17 protein-coding genes are annotated in these 15,426 nt (G+C 70.8%); 1 reads left to right on the top strand and 16 read right to left on the bottom strand.

Going from position 1 to position 15,426, the window contains the following annotated elements; genetic code table 11:
• Positions 1-145 precede the first annotated feature (145 nt).
• From HED23_RS18190 to HED23_RS18205, 4 genes are all read right to left on the bottom strand, one after another.
• Entirely contained in the window at positions 146-2,047 is a 1,902-nt protein-coding gene (locus tag HED23_RS18190; RefSeq protein WP_203184450.1) for a rhamnogalacturonan lyase, read from the bottom strand.
• A gap of 37 nt (positions 2,048-2,084) precedes the next feature.
• Positions 2,085-2,423: a YkvA family protein gene (locus tag HED23_RS18195; RefSeq protein ID WP_203184451.1), complete on the bottom strand. Its 339-nt coding sequence runs from the start codon at positions 2,421-2,423 to the stop codon at positions 2,085-2,087.
• Between the two features lie 41 nt (positions 2,424-2,464).
• Positions 2,465-2,722: a WhiB family transcriptional regulator gene (locus HED23_RS18200; RefSeq protein WP_203184452.1), complete on the bottom strand. Its 258-nt coding sequence runs from the start codon at positions 2,720-2,722 to the stop codon at positions 2,465-2,467.
• A 121-nt stretch (positions 2,723-2,843) separates the two neighbouring features.
• Positions 2,844-3,695 (bottom strand): helix-turn-helix domain-containing protein, encoded by an 852-nt coding sequence (locus tag HED23_RS18205; protein WP_203184453.1) that lies wholly within the window; start codon positions 3,693-3,695, stop codon positions 2,844-2,846.
• A 146-nt stretch (positions 3,696-3,841) separates the two neighbouring features.
• Between HED23_RS18205 and HED23_RS18210 the strand changes: the two genes are divergently transcribed.
• A complete protein-coding gene (locus HED23_RS18210; protein WP_274383054.1) occupies positions 3,842-4,342 on the top strand; it encodes an ATP-binding protein in 501 nt (166 codons plus the stop codon).
• Positions 4,343-4,355: 13 nt separating this feature from the next.
• On the opposite strand, the gene HED23_RS18215 is transcribed toward HED23_RS18210, so the two are convergent.
• The 12 genes from HED23_RS18215 to HED23_RS18270 form a co-directional block, all read right to left on the bottom strand.
• Positions 4,356-5,060: a ribonuclease H family protein gene (locus HED23_RS18215; protein WP_203184455.1), complete on the bottom strand. Its 705-nt coding sequence runs from the start codon at positions 5,058-5,060 to the stop codon at positions 4,356-4,358.
• A gap of 25 nt (positions 5,061-5,085) precedes the next feature.
• Positions 5,086-5,880, bottom strand: a complete 795-nt coding sequence (locus HED23_RS18220; RefSeq protein WP_203184456.1) for an SDR family NAD(P)-dependent oxidoreductase — start codon at positions 5,878-5,880, stop codon at positions 5,086-5,088.
• A gap of 292 nt (positions 5,881-6,172) precedes the next feature.
• A complete protein-coding gene (locus tag HED23_RS18225) occupies positions 6,173-6,670 on the bottom strand; it encodes a peptidylprolyl isomerase (protein WP_203184457.1) in 498 nt (165 codons plus the stop codon).
• A gap of 150 nt (positions 6,671-6,820) precedes the next feature.
• A complete protein-coding gene (locus HED23_RS18230) occupies positions 6,821-7,384 on the bottom strand; it encodes a lamin tail domain-containing protein (protein WP_203184458.1) in 564 nt (187 codons plus the stop codon).
• 341 nt (positions 7,385-7,725) lie between these two features.
• Positions 7,726-7,959, bottom strand: a complete 234-nt coding sequence (locus HED23_RS18235; RefSeq protein ID WP_203184459.1) for a hypothetical protein — start codon at positions 7,957-7,959, stop codon at positions 7,726-7,728.
• A gap of 107 nt (positions 7,960-8,066) precedes the next feature.
• Entirely contained in the window at positions 8,067-8,957 is an 891-nt protein-coding gene (locus HED23_RS18240) for an SDR family oxidoreductase (protein WP_203184460.1), read from the bottom strand.
• 202 nt (positions 8,958-9,159) lie between these two features.
• Positions 9,160-9,585: a DUF6221 family protein gene (locus HED23_RS18245; RefSeq protein WP_203184461.1), complete on the bottom strand. Its 426-nt coding sequence runs from the start codon at positions 9,583-9,585 to the stop codon at positions 9,160-9,162.
• Between the two features lie 598 nt (positions 9,586-10,183).
• Positions 10,184-11,089 (bottom strand): PfkB family carbohydrate kinase, encoded by a 906-nt coding sequence (locus tag HED23_RS18250; RefSeq protein ID WP_203184462.1) that lies wholly within the window; start codon positions 11,087-11,089, stop codon positions 10,184-10,186.
• Complete coding sequence (locus HED23_RS18255; protein WP_203184463.1) at positions 11,086-12,075, bottom strand: zinc-dependent alcohol dehydrogenase family protein; 990 nt, start codon at positions 12,073-12,075, stop codon at positions 11,086-11,088. The genes HED23_RS18250 and HED23_RS18255 overlap by 4 nt, the downstream gene beginning before the upstream one ends.
• Positions 12,075-12,953: a carbohydrate ABC transporter permease gene (locus HED23_RS18260; protein WP_203184464.1), complete on the bottom strand. Its 879-nt coding sequence runs from the start codon at positions 12,951-12,953 to the stop codon at positions 12,075-12,077. The genes HED23_RS18255 and HED23_RS18260 overlap by 1 nt, the downstream gene beginning before the upstream one ends.
• Positions 12,950-13,915, bottom strand: a complete 966-nt coding sequence (locus HED23_RS18265; RefSeq protein ID WP_203184465.1) for a carbohydrate ABC transporter permease — start codon at positions 13,913-13,915, stop codon at positions 12,950-12,952. Before HED23_RS18265 ends, HED23_RS18260 begins: the two co-directional genes overlap by 4 nt.
• Positions 13,912-15,270 (bottom strand): ABC transporter substrate-binding protein, encoded by a 1,359-nt coding sequence (locus tag HED23_RS18270; protein WP_203184466.1) that lies wholly within the window; start codon positions 15,268-15,270, stop codon positions 13,912-13,914. Before HED23_RS18270 ends, HED23_RS18265 begins: the two co-directional genes overlap by 4 nt.
• Positions 15,271-15,426: the final 156 nt, after the last annotated feature.

A 15,426-nucleotide genomic window follows, 5' to 3' on the forward strand; every position in this document is an offset into this window, starting at 1 on the left:
CGTCCGGGCCCCGTCCATCAGGCCCCGGGTCGGGATGCCGCCGGCATCCGGGTACCGCCGCGCGCGGACCGGGCCTTGCGGTCGCTCCCCGATCGCGGGCCGGCGGGCCGTGCGCCCAGGTGTGGGGGCACGGCCCGCCGGTGCGCTACGGCGTGGTGATGCTCGGCCTGGGCGCGGTCGCCATCCCGCTGCCGATGGCGAAGCTGGGATGCGGCGGCTGGTTGTAGGCGGTGTTCTGCCAGGCCAGCGCGGTCCGGTACATGGTGTCGTGGAGCAGTGTGGTGATCTTCGTGCCGGTCTCGATCGGCGTGGAGTAGATGCGCAGCGCCGTGTTGTTGGTGGTCGGCCAGACGACCTCCTCGCGCCAGTCGCCGATAAGGTCACCGGAGATCGCGGGCGTGGCCTTGGTGCCGTTGTTGGAGTGGACCGAGGCCCCGGTCAGCAGTCGGGTGTCCGCGGAGGTCCCGTACTTGTCGATGCGGGTGCCGTCGAGGAGTTCACGGGTCGTGTCGCCGTCCCACCAGGACAGGAAGTTCGAGCTGGAGGGCTTGCGACTGGCGACCACGTCGCCCTTGGGGCCGCGTACACCGGAGACGGCCGAGGACCAGGACTCGGCACCGGCGCTGCCCGACCAGATGTCACCGGACACTCCGCGTCCGTTGTCCCCGCTCGCAGGCGTGGACCACAGGATCTGCCCGTTCCTGGCGTCCGCCATCCACGAGGACGGCTTCGAGCTGTCCTCGTCGACCTTGAACTCCTCGAGGCCCGCTCTGGAGGGATCCAGATCCCCTACGTGCATGGCGTCGCCGTGGCCGTTCTTCGTGGTCCACAGTCCGCTGCCGTTGTCGTCCACGGCCATGGCGCCGTAGATGATCTCGTCCTTGCCGTCTCCGTCTGCGTCGGCGACGGAGAGCTGGTGGTTGCCCTGGCCGTCGTAGCCCTTGCCGGAGTTGGTGGAGCTGTTGGTGTCGAAGGTCCAGCGCCGGGTGAAGGCACCGCCCCGCCAGTCCCAGGCGGCGATGACGCTGCGCGTGTAGTAGCCGCGCGCCATGATCAGGGACGGCCTGGCGCCGTCCAGATAGGCCGTGCCTGCGAGGAAGCGGTCGACCCGGTTGCCGTAGGAGTCGCCCCACGAGGACACCGTGCCGCGTGCGGGCACGTAGTCGACGGAGCCCATCGCCGCGCCGGTCCTGCCGTTGAACATGGTCAGGAACTCGGGTCCGGACAGGATGTATCCGGAGGAGTTGCGGTAGTCGGCCGAAGAGCTGCCGATCACCTTGCCGGCACCGTCGACGCTGCCGTCGGCGGTCTTCATCGCCACCTCGGCCTGGCCGTCACCGTCGTAGTCGTACACCTGGAACTGGGTGTAGTGCGCGCCGGAACGTATGTTGCGCCCGAGGTCGATCCGCCAGAGACGGGTGCCGTCGAGGCGGACTCCGTCGATGATCGTGTTGCCCGTGTAGCCGGACTGGGAGTTGTCCTTGGCGTTGGTGGGCTGCCATTTCAGTACGAAGTCGAGAGCGCCGTCACCGTCCAGATCGCCGACGGACGCGTCGTTGGCCTCGTAGGTGTAGGCGACCCCGTCGGGTGTCGTCCCGCCGGCGGGCGGACTTATCGGCACGTCCTTGTATCCGGCGCGGAACTGGACCGCGTGCACGGAGTCGCCCTGTTCCACGCCGCCGACGACCGCGCGCACCGTGTAGTCGGCGGTGGCGGGCGCGCCGGAATGGAAGTAGTTCGTGGACGCGGTGACCGGCGAGGCGTTGACCTTGGTACCGGCCCGGTAGACGTTGAACGCGACATTGTCGGGATCGGTACCCAGCCAGCGCCAGCTGACGAGGTTACCGCTGTCGGTGTGCACACTCACGACGCCGCGGTCGAGCGCCTCGGCCTGCCGCGCGGTGGCAGCCTGCGAGGCGGGGCCGAAGGCTACGAGCCCGCCGGCGGCGAGCAGCCCGGCCGCCAGAGCGCCGGTCAGCGCGCGTACACGGGTGATGCGGCGTCTGCGGCGGGGGCGGGAATCGGGGCGGGGAAGCAGAGGTTCCACGAGAGGCACCTTCTGGCAGGGGATGGCTTACGCCCCCTCAGTTGCTCCCGGAAGCCGAAAGGTTGCCGCCGGATTCCGTTCGTGTTGCGGCCGGCCTCCCCCGCCCCACGCCGGCCGCGTGCGCCGCGGCGTGCAGCGAGCGCAGGGCGAGCAGGAGGAAGCCGATGTCGTCGAGGTAGACGGGGTCCGGCAGAAGGTCGACCGGCGACACGGTGTAGATCACCGCCGCCCACACGAGCGCCTTGTTGTGAAGGGGGATGCCCGCGTCCACGAGAAGCCTTCTGGCCCGGATGACGCGTAGCAGCAGGACGGCGGCGGCAACCGCCATGAGCAGGAGAACGAGCGCGCCGACGAGGAGCCAGACCGAGGTGTCCATGGCTCATCATCTCCCGGCCGGGCGGCCGGAGCACGCACGTGTCATCCGTGGCTCCTGGCCTGCTGCCGGGCGCGCCGACGCTTCAGAGCACGGCGTTCGTTCTCGTCCATGCCTCCCCACACACCCGCGTCCTGTCCGTTCTCCAGGGCCCAGTCCAGGCACTGCTCCCGCACGGGACATGTGCCGCAGACGGCCTTGGCCTCCTCGGCCTGTACGAGCGCGGGGCCGCTGCTGCCGATGGGGAAGAACAGGTCCGGGTCCTCTTCGCGGCACGCCGCGTGCATACGCCAGTTGTCCATGACTCTCACTCCTTCTCGCAGTGAATGGCCTTTGAGGTCCGCTGAATTCCGCTTCGTTTCCGGGTACCGCACTGTGCGCGTGACCGTCATCGGCGGTTCGAAACCACAACGGGCCCATACTTCAGGGGTTTCCGCCGCCGACGCCCCTCGGGAGGGGCGAACCCGGGTGCGGGGCGGCCGCGCACGCGCCGTCCAGCCGGATGCGGTAGTCCATGACGACGGCCGGTTCGTCGATGACGTCGACCCGGGCCCCGGGAGTCTCCAGAACAGCCCTGTCACCGATCTCCGGAACCGGGACGCGCAGCAGGTGCAGCGGTGGGACGCCGATCATGGGGTGCGGCGGGAAGTCGAGGGGGACGACCTGCACCGTGAGGTGCTGCCGGTGCGCGGCCTCTTCCAGCACCTTCCTCTGTTCGGCCATGACCTCGGGTCCGCCGACACTCGTGTGGAGGGCAGCGGCCGGGAACAGCGCCCAGAGGGCGGCGCCGCGCTCCTCCAGCCGGCGCTGCCGCTCCGCCAGCAGTTCGAGGTGCCGGTCGCGCCACGGCGCGGCACCGGCCGTGAGGGCCCGGCACAGAGCCGCCTCGTAGGCCGGTGTGCGCAGCAGCTCGGGAACCAGCGCGGGGTGCCAGGTCCGGACGAGTGCGGCGGAGGACTCGATGCCGATGACCTCCTGCTGCCACGGCTCCATCGCGTCCCGCCACCGATGCCACCAGCCCGGTAGGTTTGCCGCCGCCAGGCCCGCCATGATCGGCTCGGCCTCCGCCTGGGTCACCGCGTAGCGCTCCAGGAGGACGCGGACCTGATGGGCGTCGAGGCCGGTCTCGGCGCGCTCGATGCGCCGAACGGTGGCGGGGTGGGCACCCAGTGCCACGGCGGCGTCCTGGAGGCTGACGCCTGTACGTTCCCGCAGCATCCGCAGGCGCGCCGCAAGGACTCGGTGCTGGACGGTGGGGCCGGACCGGGGCCTCATCCACGTACCTTCCTCGCGTCTCCGATGCGCTGCGGATTTCGGAGCGTCCAGCTCGCAGTCAGAACCATCCTGACATTCTGCCTCTTGCAAAGTATGCATTTTGCACGGAGAGTACGTACATGTCGGAAATAGTTACGTGCGCACGTCTGACCCCGGAGAGCTCGGGCCGACGCAGCGCACAGAGCTGGTGGGTTCCCCGCCTCCCCCGGGGCGTCCCCGTGGCGAGGCACCGCGTGCAGGAAGCCATGCGGAGCTGGGGAGAACCTGACGAGCGCGTCGAGGCGGCCGCCCTGGTGGTGACCGAACTGGTCACCAACGCGGTGGAGCACACCGAGGGCCGGCGGATCCGGTGCCGCCTGCTGCGGACCCCCGGCCGGGTGCGGATCTGCGTCTGGAACCGCGGCCGGCGGCACGTGCCCGAGCTCCCCGGCCCACGGAAGCCGCAGTCCTACGGCGCGCCGGTCGGCCCTCCTGCCGCGGAGGGCCCAGGACCGGTCTCCCTGGGCGGGCCGGACACCACCGACGAGGGCTTCAGCCTCGCGTCGGTGGCCGAGGACGGACGTGGCCTGATGCTCGTGGACGCGCTGGCCACGCGATGGGGCACGCGCACCAGCGTGTCCGGCCGGCTCGTCTGGGCGGACATCTGACGTCCCGGAGCGGTCAGGCGGGGACCGCCCGGCACTCCGGGTGACCCCAGCCGTTCGGATTCTTGGCGATCATGTCCTTCGCCGCGTACGGCTTCCCGCAGTGGCACCGGCCCGCGAATTTCGCCCGGATCGTGCCGCCCGGGCGCGCCCGGCCCGTGGAGCCACCCGCCGACCCGCCGTTGGCCGCGCCACCGCCGGCCGCCCGGCTCTTCGTCGACCGGGCGGGTGCCGGCACCGGCATGTCCGCGGTGCCGTACGCAGTCCCCGCCGACTGCTGCGAGACCGCCACCTCACTTGCCGCCTGGTCGGCCAGAGCGTTGAGCGGGTCACCGTCCACCTGGTGCGCCGGCACGTAGCGGAAGGTCACCGTGCGACTGCTCAGCAGTTCGTCGATGCCGACCACCAGTTCCCGGTTGGCGACCGGCTTGCCCGCCGACGTCTTCCAGCCGTTGCGCTTCCACCCCGGCAGCCACTTGGTCACCGCGTTCATCGCGTACTGCGAGTCCATGCGGACCTCGACGGGCACGGCCGGATCGGTCGACTTCAGCAGTTCCAGGAGGGCGGTGAGCTCTGCGACGTTGTTGGTGGCGGTGCCCAGGGGGCCCGCTTCCCACCGCTGGGGGTTCCCCCGGTCGTCGGCCACGACCCACGCCCAGGCCGCAGGTCCCGGATTTCCCTTGGATGCCCCGTCACACGCGGCGATGATGCGCTCTTCCATGCCCCGATCATGCCAGCCCGGAAGGTCAGGGCACGATCGAGTCGATGTACCCGCCGTCCACCCGCACGGCCGCGCCTGTGGTGGCCGACGCCTGCGGGGAGCTGAGGTAGACGACCAGACTGGCGATCTCCTCGGGTTCGATCAGGCGCTGGAGCAGGGACTGCGGGCGGTGCAGGCGCATGAACTCACGCTGGGCCTCGTCCCACGGAAGGTCCACGCCCACGAGCTCATGGACGAAATCCTCGACACCCCCGGTGTGCGTGGGCCCGGCGATCACCGAGTTCACCGTCACCCCGGTGCCCGCGGCCTCCTTGGCGAAGCCACGGGAGACGGCGAGCAGCGCGGTCTTCGACATCCCGTAGTGGATCATCTCGGCGGGGATGACGATCGCGGAGTCGCTCGCGATGTTCTGGACACGGCCCCACCCGCGCTCGGTCATGCCGGGCAGGTAGCGGCGGACAAGGCGCACCGCGCTGAGGACATTGGTGTCGAAGTAGGTGCGCCACTCCTCGTCGGTGATGTCCAGCGGCGGCCGGGAACCGAAGATGCCGAGACTGTTGACGAGGATGTCGGTGGCGGGCACGGCCTGCTGGAGCTCCGCGGCCCCCGCCTCCGTGGCGAGGTCGCATGCGACGGTGAGGACGTCGGCGTCCGGCTCCGCGCCGCGCAGGACACCCGCGGCCCCGTCGAGCCGGTCCTGGCTCCGTCCGGTCAGCACGACGCGCGCTCCGGCAGCGGCCAGCCCGGTGGCGACGGCGAGCCCGATGCCCTGGGAGGAGCCGGTCACGACCGCGGTCCTGCCGGCAAGATCGATGCGCACCTCGCGGTCCTTTCGTCCCGTGCCCACGGTGTACAGGGCCACCCTCGCACTGCCAGGGCGGGGACGCCTTCCGGCCACCCGGACGCCGCACCCCACCGCGTGCGGCACGCCCCGGAGCGGGTGATGCGGCGATTCGTGCCCGGCTCGGCCGCCGACGGCTCCACCGCGCCCACCGGCGCACGGAAGCACGGCCCGCCGGCCTCGCTCGCGTGACGGTCGCCGCCCTGGCGGGTCGTGGAACGGCTCGGGGCTCCCGGCCGGTGGAAAACCGGCCGGGAGCCCCGTTGCGTGCCTAGAGGACGCCGGACTCGGAGACGGCGATCTTCGCCTTCGTCTTGCCGGTCGAGGAGCCGTACGACTCGATCTTGCGGACGAGCTCCATGCTGGGCTCGTCGGCGACCTCGCCGAACACGACGTGCTTGCCGTCCAGCCAGGGGGTGACGACCGTGGTGACGAAGAACTGCGAACCGTTGGTGTTCGGTCCGGCGTTGGCCATCGAGAGCAGCCCCGGCTTGTTGTGCTTCAGGGTGAAGTTCTCGTCGGCGAACTTCTCGCCGTAGATGCTCTTGCCGCCGGTACCGTTGCCCCGGGTGAAGTCGCCGCCCTGGAGCATGAAGTCCGGGATGACCCGGTGGAACGGCGAGCCCGCGTAGCCGAAGCCCTTCTCACCCGTGGCCAGCGCACGGAAGTTCTCAGCGGTCTTGGGTGTCACGTCGTCGAAAAGGTTGAACACGATCCGCCCAGCGGGCTGGTCGTCGATGGTGATGTCGAAATACGCCTTGATGGTCATGAGTCCATCCTGACATCACCCGCCGCCTTCCGGTGCACAGACCCCGCCCCACAGCGGCTGCGGGGCCGCACGAGGACGGCGTACCACGGGTGCCGGCCGTGGTACGCCGCCTCAGTCAGGGAGAACGCCACTCCCCCCTAGCGGTACCGCTCAGCGGTTACCGCGGTGACCGCCGTCGCGGTGCCCGTCGTTGCGGTGACCGCCGTCGCGGTGCCCGTCGTTGCGGTGGCCACCGTCGCGGTTCCCGCCGTCGCGGTGCCGGCCCCAGGACTCGGAGTCGATCTTGCGCCCGCGGTTGTCGCGGAGCGTGGCGGTGTCACGGCTGTCCCACACGTAGTGGCGACGGTCCTGGTACACGTCGTGCCGGGTGTCCCGGCCGACGCCGGTGTGGACCCGGACGGAGGAGCGGCCGGCCAGCCGCAGGTCGAACGTGTACGTGCGACGGCTCTCGTCGCTGAGCGTCCAGCCGCGGAGGTTGACGGAGTGACGGCTGGTGTTGGTGACGGTGACCCACTCGGCGTTCAGGCTGCGGTTGGAGCCGTTGTCGCGGCCGGGGCTGTCGTACTGGATCTCGCCCAGGACGACCGCCGAGCGCTGCGCCGGCCGGTTGTGACCGTGGTCCCGGCCATCGGCCGATGCCGGCAGGGCCGCTGCGGCGAGCAGGGCCCCCGAGGCGAGAACGGTGGCGGTGATCCGTCGTGCGGAACGGGACATGGAAACCCCTCATCATGCGGGCCCGGCATGGAGTGCCGGGCGTTTTCCGACCCCGGCGTCGTGCCGGGAACGCAAACTTTGTCCCGCTTCCGAGGTGGCCGAAAGAAGCCCTGGTTCATGTGACGAAGTACGGACATTTCTGTCACACACGACTGCATTCGGCACCGATTCCGGCGGTCGTAGACCTGTCAACCGTTGATCGTCGCACCGACCCTTCGGAGGGGCCATTCACCTGGTCATGGCGCCCCATTCACCCCACCCCCGCTCCCCCTGGCGCCCCCGCACGGACCGCGAGGATCCGTGTAACAAAAGCGACAGCGCTTACCTGGACAAAAGCTTCATTACCGCCTGGAAAGGAGTTCGTGCGTTCGAGCCTTCAGCATCCATCGCGCAGGGGCGAGACGGACACGCTGGCCGCCACTGGTGACCAGCGCGTTGACAGGCGTCATCGGATCCAGCGCCATCGTCCTGGCCAGCAGGACGCCGACCGCCAGCGGGAGCAGGGTCACGGCCAGCGCCGTTCCGGCGCAGGTCAGGTTCTGGATGCGGGGGCGCGTCGGCGCGTCGGGGACCATGCTCCCCATTTGACCGGCACGGGCCGGTGCCCGGATCGGGTCGCGTACTCAGAAGCACGGCGTCGCGTACTCAGTCCTGCACACGTCCGCTCCGGCCGGAGCGCGATTCAGCCGCCCGGCCCTCGCCGCCCCACGGCGTCGGCCCGGCCTCCGGCCCCCAGCAGACCCGTCGCCTCGAACGGAGCCCTCCGCTCCAGCCTGGGCAGCTCGCGCTTCGAGAACGCGGTGACGACCGGAGGCATCGCCCCACGGACCAGCTGCGTGGCGCGGAGCCACGCGGGGGCGTAGACGGCGGCGCGGCGCCGTTCGACCGCCCGCACCATGTGGCGCGCGACGGTGTCCACCGGGTAGACCTTGCGCGCGGGCCTCGGCATGTGTGCCCGTAGCTCGCGCAGGACGGGCTGCTGGTCGACGTCGCGGATCATGTCGGTGTCGGTCCAGTTCAGGTAGCCGATGCCGACGCCGACGTGCTCGTGGGCGAGCTCGGCGCGCAGCGAGTGCGCGAACGACTCCACGCCGGCCTTCGACGCGCAGTAGGCGCTCATCATGGGAGCCGCACCGATGGAGGCCAGTGAGGCGATCTGGAGGTAGTAACCCCGTGTGGCGCGCAGCTGGGGCAGGAAGGCACGTGCGGTGACGGCGCTGCCGATCAGGTTCACCTCGATCACGCGCCGCCAGATCGCCGGGTCGGATTCGGCGAAGGGACCGCCCTCGGCGAGGCCCGCGTTGGCGACCACGACGGATACGGGCCCGAGCTGCTCCCGGACGTCGTCGGCCGCCTCCGCCATGCCCGCGTCGTCGGTGACGTCGACTTCCCAGCACCGGGCCCGGCCGGGGAGCGAGTCCCGCACCCGGGCCAGGCCCGCCTCCTCCCGGCCGATCAGAGCGACCGTGACACCACGGCTGCCCAGCTCCCTCGCCACGGCCGCGCCGAGACCCCGTGCGGCGCCGGTCACGACGGCGACGCGTCCCTCCAGAGAACCGGCTGAGCCCGTCATACGTGTCTCCTCGGGGTCGACCGCGACGGCGTGCGCAGCACCGGCTCGCGTGCGGACAGTGCTTCCACCTAAGCATTCCCGGCGACCGCTCGCCCCGCGAGAGCATTCCCGGGGACCGCCCGCCCCGCGAGACGAAGCCCGCGCATGCCCGCCCGCCCCCGGGGCGCCGCCTGGTGCCACCGCGTTGCCCGGACGGGCCCGCTCATCCCGGAGGAGGGGAGGGCGGGCCCCAGTGGGAGAAGCGCGGCAGCCACTTGACCCGGTAACCCGGATGCCCGGCGTGCTCGGCGGCCATCTGCCGGACGACGAACCCCAGCCCGACGGCGCGGCCCGAGGCGAAGTCCTGGGCCGGGCGGTCGGTGTCCAGGGCCGCGATCTCCTCGTACTCGTCCAGGAGGACCCTGGTGGTCTCGATCCGGCGGAGGGTGCGCGCCGGGTCCTGAAAGGCGATGTGCCGGTCGTAGCCACGCGACCGTACGACGAACGCGATACCGCTCGTCCGGTCGTGCACCTCACCGGGCGCCTCGGCCGGGGTCCTCCAGCCGTCGCCGCCTGCTTCCCGTGCGATCTCCTCCTCCTCGGCGAGGCGTGCCCGCACAAAGGCCAACAGGTCCGAGTTGTCTGCCATCTGGTTCCGAATCCTTCTCCGTCACAGGCCGCGGCGGATGATCCTCTCATCGCCACGGGCCCGTTCTGCCCGACCAGCAGAGGATGCCTCACCTGCGCGCCGTGGGCGCAGTCCGCGCGGCGCGCGTTCCGCATGACGGACACCTCACCCGGCTGCGGCCGCCGGGGATCCGCCGGACGGGGCACGGCGGCCGGCCTCGGGCGGAACGATGCCGTCGGCCCGGTCGTCTTCCGGCCGGCCTGCGCGACGATGCGGTCCGCGGTCCCCGCGAGCGGGGGTACCGGGGGCGGTGTCCAGCAGCACGTAGCAGCAGCCTGTGACCAGGGCGGGGCCGAAACCTCGGGCGCCGGCACCGGTGTCCATGGGACCGGTGCCGGCGCCCGGGGGTGCTGTGAAGTCAAGGAGTACGTGCGGCACGCGTCGCGCTCGACGCCGGCGCACTCGGCGTCCGGCCCGCTCGGTCGCCAGGCGGAGCGCCGGCCTCGTACCGGGCCCACCCGATCGATGCGACAAGGCGGCGGGACCTCCCCTGCTCAGACGGAGCCGAGGGCTCAGGGAAGCTCCGGGCGTCGCGGGCCGGCAGTACCCGGCCGGCGCCTCAGGCCACGGAGGGCTCCGTTCCCGTCTGCGCGCACACCGAAGCCGCCGCCTCGGACGCGTAGGCCAGCATGTCCCGCACCTCCTCGGGTTCCGGTGTCGCGGTGAACGTGCCGAGAGCGCCCATCCGGCTCAGCAGGCCCGCGGCGAACGCATCGCCCGCGCCGATCGTGTTGACGACCCTGACCGGTGTGGCGGCCACGGACAGGGGTGGCATGGTCGCCGTGTACGCCGTACTGCCCCTCGCACCCCGGGTGAGGACCACCAGCCGTCCCCCGGCCGCCAGCTTCCGGCAGGTCTCCTCCGGCTCGGTCCCCGGCCACAGCCGCTCCAGGTCCTCGTCACTGGCCTTCACCACATGCGCGAGGCCGCACAGCTCGCGCAGCGCCACCGCACCCTGGTTCGCGCCCAGGGTGCGGTCCTGGCGGACATTGGGGTCCACCACGAGGAGGGAGTGCTCGGCGGCCGCGAGAGCCGTCGCCCACACGGCCGGTGCCGCCGGATCCACGACGGCCGCGAGGCCGCCTACGTACACGGCCCCGAAGTCGGCGGCCCGGGCGGAGAGGTCCGGCAGCCTGAACGTCGCAGTGTCCTGGAGATGGAAGTGGTAGCCCGTACCCCGGGTGTCCGGTTCGGCGACGGCCAGCGCGGTGGGCAGGGCGGAGCGTGCGCAGAGGGTGAGGTCGACCCCGGCCGCCCGCAGCCGGCCCTCGATCGTGCGGGCGAAGCCGTCGCCGCCGAGGCCCCCGGCGAACGCCGTCGGGGTGCCCAGCCTGGCCAGCCCGACGGCGACGTTCGCCGGGGCACCGCCGAACTGGGCGGCCCTCACGCCGCCGTCCCCGGCCACGGGTACGAGGTCGATGAGGGCCTCCCCGAGCACGAGGACGGCACCCGGCCCGCCGGTCACGGCTCGACCACGATCTTGCGGCCGATGCCCGCCTTGAAGCTGTCGATGGCCTGCGGGTACTGCTCGAGCGGCAACCGGTCGCTGATGAAGACGGCGGGGTCCAGGACCCCGGTGGCGAAGAGAGCGGCGGCGCGTTCGTAGCTGTGCAGGACGGCCATGGAGCCGGTGATGGTGATCTCCTGGTTGTAGATGCGGTACGGCTCGATGACCGCAGTCGTCGCGTAGTCGGCCACGCCGAACTGGAGGAACGTCCCTCCCTTGGCGACGCGTCCCAGGCCGTCCTGGATGGCCGCCGCGTTGCCCGTGGCGTCGATGACGACGTCCCAGCCACCGGGTCGGTCCAGCTCGTCGGCCCCGGCAGCCGACCGGGAGCAGCCGAGGAGGCCGGCCGTGGCGAGGCGCTCCGGGTTGACGTCCAGGACGTCCACGCCCGCCGCGCCGGTGCGCTTGGCCAGCTCCAGCATCATCAGGCCCATGGTTCCGGAACCGTAGATCAGTACCTCGGCGCCGAGCGTGCTCTTCAGTACGTCGTATCCCCGGACCGCGCAGGAGAGCGGCTCGATCAGGGCGGCGTCCTTCACGTCGATGTGTTCGGGCAGCCTGACGCAGTTGGCGACGGGTGCCACTGCGTACTCGGCGGCGCCGCCGGGGACGGTGACGCCGATGGCGGCCCAGCGTTCGCAGAGGTTGCCGCGTCCGCTGCGGCAGTAGCGGCACTCGTGGCAGTGCAGGGAGGGGTCGACGGCGACCCGGTCGCCGACGGCCAGTTCCGTGACGTCACGTCCGACGCCGACGATCTCCCCGGCGAACTCGTGGCCCGGGACGAGCGGCAGACTGGGTGCGAACTCGCCCTGGAGGATGTGCAGGTCGGTGCCGCACAGTCCGCACGAGGCCACGGAGACGACTACCTCGCGGGGGCCGGGCGTGGGGTCGGGGACGGTGGTGACGGAGATCTTGCCGGGTGCTTCGACGATCGCTGCCCGCATTATTTCACTGCTCCGAGAGACAGGCCCTGGACGAGTTTGTCCTGGGCGGCGTAGCCGGCGGCGAGCACCGGCAGGGACACGACGACGGACGCGGCACACAGCTGGGCGAGGAAGAGGCCCTGGCTGGTGACGAATCCCGTGAGGAAGACGGGGGCGGTCTGGGCGACGACGCCGGTGAGCACCCGTGCGAAGAGCAGTTCGTTCCAGCTGAAGATGAAGCAGATCAGCGCGGTCGCCGCGATGCCGGGGGCGGCCATCGGAGCGACGACCCGGGCCAGGACGGTCGGCAGCCTCGCGCCGTCGACCTGGGCGGCCTCGATCACGGACACCGGGACGTCCGCCAGGAAGGACTGCATCATCCAGACGGCGATCGGCAGGTTCATCGAGGTGTAGAGCAGGACGAGGAGCCAGATGTTGTCCAGCATCCCGGCGTTCTTGGCGAACAGGTAGACCGGGAGCAGCCCCGCGACGACGGGAAGCATCTTCGTGGAGAGGAAGAAGAACATCACGTCCGTCCACTTGCGTACGCGCCGGATGGAGAGGGCGTACGCCGCCGGGAGCGCCAGGAGGAGCACCAGGACCGTGGAAAAGAAGGACGCACCGAGGGAGTTGAGCAGGGGCGGCCACGGGGTGACGCCGGTGTCGGCGCCGAAGAACGCCCGGTAGCCGTCGAGGGTGAGCGGGGCGAAGAGGGAAGGCGGGTTGGTCGCGGCGTCCGACTCCGCGTGCAGCGAGGTCAGCAGCATCCACAGCGCGGGCAGGCAGAAGACGAGTCCTGCCGCCCAGGCCAGCAGGCCCAGCGCGGTGTTGCGCCGTTTGGCCCTGCGCAGGACCCTGCGCGCGGACGGGGCGGGCGCGGTAACGGTGGTGGCGGTCATGCGCGGTTCGCCTCCTCACTGAAGAGGGACGAGACGGTCCGGAGCGCGAAGGTGGCGATGATGATCGTGCCGATCACCACCACGACTCCCGCGGCGGACGCCAGTCCGTATTCGTGGGCCTGGTAGAAGGTCTGGTAGATCGTGTACGGGAGGTTGGCGGTGCCGAGTCCGCCCGCGGTGATCGTGAACACCGCGTCGAAGTTCTGCACGATGTAGACGGCGCCGAGCAGTACCCCGAGTTCGAGGTACCGGCGCAGGTGCGGCAGGGTCAGGTAGCGGAAGGTCTGCCAGGCGCTCGCCCCGTCCAGACGCGCGGCCTCGACGACTTCGGCAGGCCGGCTCTGGAGTCCCGCGAGCAGGATCAGCATCATGAACGGCGTCCACTGCCAGACCAGCGCGGCGATGACGGCGAGGAGCGGCATGTCCGCGATCCAGTCCGGCTGGCTCGGGGTCGTGTCACCGAAGAGCTCACCGACCCAGCTCAGCGCGCCGTTGAGGAGGCCGTACTCCGGGTTGTAGAGCGCGTGCTTCCACAGCAGCGCGGCGGAGACGGGCACGATGAGGAACGGCGTGATGAGCAGGGTTCGGACGATGCCACGGCCGAAGAACGTCCGGTCGAGGAGCAGGGCGAGGGCCAGTCCGATGACCACGGTGGCGATGACGACGCCCGCTGTCAGCAGGATCGTGGTGAGGACCGAGTCGCGGAGGGCGGCGTCCGTGAACACGGCGGCGTAGTTGTCGAGGCCGTTGAAGGCGCGCTTGTCGGGGTTGAGGGAGTTCCAGTCGAAGAGGGAGATCACCAGGGTCGCCACGAACGGCAGCTGGGTGACGACGATCAGGAAGACGAGCGCGGGCAGGAGCGGGGCCCTGGTGGCCCAGGCCCGCGGGCCGGTCCTCCTGGCCGGTGTGGGGGTGGGTGGCCGGGGTGGTGACTGGGGTGTGGTGCCGACTGCTGTGGTCATCGGTACTCCTTGGCGACCTGCTCGGCCAGCTTCTGGGAGGTGGCCAGCGCCTTGTCGACGGACTGGCGGCCGGCTATGGCCGCGCTGATCTCCTGCGCGACCCTTGTGCCGAGGTCGGTGAACTCGGGGATGCCGACGAACTGGATACCGGGCACGGGGCGTGGCTGGGTGCCCGGATTCTTCGGGTCGGCCCCGGAGATGGCCTGCTCGGTGACGTCCGCGAAGGCGCCTGCCGCCTTGAGGTATTCGGGGTTCTCGTAGGTGGAGGCCCGTTTCCCGGCCGGGGCGTTGGACCAGCCGCTGGTCTCACCGACGAGCGACTCGTACTCCTTGCTGGAGGCCCAGGAGACGAACTTCCAGGCGTCGTCGGACTTCTTGGAGGCCTTCTGGATGCCCCAGGCCCAGGTGTAGAGCCAGCCCGAGCTCTTGGTCTTCTCCACCGGCGCGGGTACGTAGCCGATCTTCCCCTTCACCGGGGATCCTGCCGCCTCCAGGGATCCGGCGCCCGCTGTGGCGTCGTACCACATGGCGGTCTTGCCCTGGGTCATGTTGTTGAGGCACTCGGCGTACCCGGCCTGGGAGGCGCCGCGCTCCCCGTGTTCGCGCACGAGGTCGACGTAGAAGCGGGTGGCCTTCTTGAACTCGGGTGAGATGAGGCGGGGTTCCCAGTCCTTCGTGAACCACGTTCCGCCCATGGTGTTGACGACGGTGGTGAGCGGGGCGATGAGTTCGCCCCAGCCGGGCAGTCCGCGCAGGCAGATGCCCTTCATGCCGGGCTCGGCGCCGTCCGCCTCCGCCGCGAGGCCGGCCACCTCCTTCCAGGTGGGGTGCGGGGGCATCGTGAGCCCCTTCGCCTCGAAGACGTCCTTGCGGTACATCAGGAAGGACGACTCGCCGTAGAAGGGCTGGGCGTACAGCTTCCCCCCGGCGGTGAGCGACTCCCTCAGGGGTTCGAGGATGTCGTCCTGGTCGAAGGCGGTGTCCTCCGCGGCATACGAGTCGAGCGGGTGCAGCCAGTCGTTCTTCGCGAAGAAGGGCACCTCGAAGTTGCTGATGGTGCCGACGTCGTACTGGCCGGCCTGGTTGGAGAAGTCCTGGCTGATCTTGTCGCGGACGTCGTTCTCCGGGAGCACGGTGAAGTGGACCTTGATGCCGGTCTCCTCGGTGAAGTGCTCCGCGGTGAGCTTCTGGAGCTCGACCATCTGCGGGTTGTTCACCATGAGTACGTTCAGTGCGTCACCTCCCCCGAACGCGGTGCCGCCCGCTCCGGCACACCCGGAGGCGAGGAAGGCCATCACTGCCGTGCCCGCGACCGCACGCACGCGGGTCCCACGGCGTCGATACTGGTGGGGCATAAGTTCTTCTCCTGATCGGTCGTAGCGGCTCGTGGATCGGTGCCCGTGCCCTCCGCTCTCCTCGGCGGTTCCGGGCATGACGGGGCTGCCCTCCGGCCCCTGACGGGAGCGGAGAGGTGAGGGGGACGAGGTGGCGGGTCCGGGGCCCGCCGTCGG

This window comes from Streptomyces pratensis, assembly GCF_016804005.1.
Classification (GTDB): domain Bacteria; phylum Actinomycetota; class Actinomycetes; order Streptomycetales; family Streptomycetaceae; genus Streptomyces; species Streptomyces pratensis_A.

Coding starts and splice junctions, on each gene's coding strand:
- HED23_RS18195 (WP_203184451.1), bottom strand. CDS start 2,423: ATGGACACCTCGGTCTGGCTCCTCGTCGGCGCGCTCGTTCTCCTGCTC.
- HED23_RS18200 (WP_203184452.1), bottom strand. CDS start 2,722: ATGGACAACTGGCGTATGCACGCGGCGTGCCGCGAAGAGGACCCGGAC.
- HED23_RS18205 (WP_203184453.1), bottom strand. CDS start 3,695: ATGAGGCCCCGGTCCGGCCCCACCGTCCAGCACCGAGTCCTTGCGGCG.
- HED23_RS18215 (WP_203184455.1), bottom strand. CDS start 5,060: ATGGAAGAGCGCATCATCGCCGCGTGTGACGGGGCATCCAAGGGAAAT.
- HED23_RS18225 (WP_203184457.1), bottom strand. CDS start 6,670: ATGACCATCAAGGCGTATTTCGACATCACCATCGACGACCAGCCCGCT.
- HED23_RS18230 (WP_203184458.1), bottom strand. CDS start 7,384: ATGTCCCGTTCCGCACGACGGATCACCGCCACCGTTCTCGCCTCGGGG.
- HED23_RS18235 (WP_203184459.1), bottom strand. CDS start 7,959: ATGGTCCCCGACGCGCCGACGCGCCCCCGCATCCAGAACCTGACCTGC.
- HED23_RS18240 (WP_203184460.1), bottom strand. CDS start 8,957: ATGACGGGCTCAGCCGGTTCTCTGGAGGGACGCGTCGCCGTCGTGACC.
- HED23_RS18245 (WP_203184461.1), bottom strand. CDS start 9,585: ATGGCAGACAACTCGGACCTGTTGGCCTTTGTGCGGGCACGCCTCGCC.
- HED23_RS18255 (WP_203184463.1), bottom strand. CDS start 12,075: ATGCGGGCAGCGATCGTCGAAGCACCCGGCAAGATCTCCGTCACCACC.
- HED23_RS18260 (WP_203184464.1), bottom strand. CDS start 12,953: ATGACCGCCACCACCGTTACCGCGCCCGCCCCGTCCGCGCGCAGGGTC.
- HED23_RS18265 (WP_203184465.1), bottom strand. CDS start 13,915: ATGACCACAGCAGTCGGCACCACACCCCAGTCACCACCCCGGCCACCC.
- HED23_RS18270 (WP_203184466.1), bottom strand. CDS start 15,270: ATGCCCCACCAGTATCGACGCCGTGGGACCCGCGTGCGTGCGGTCGCG.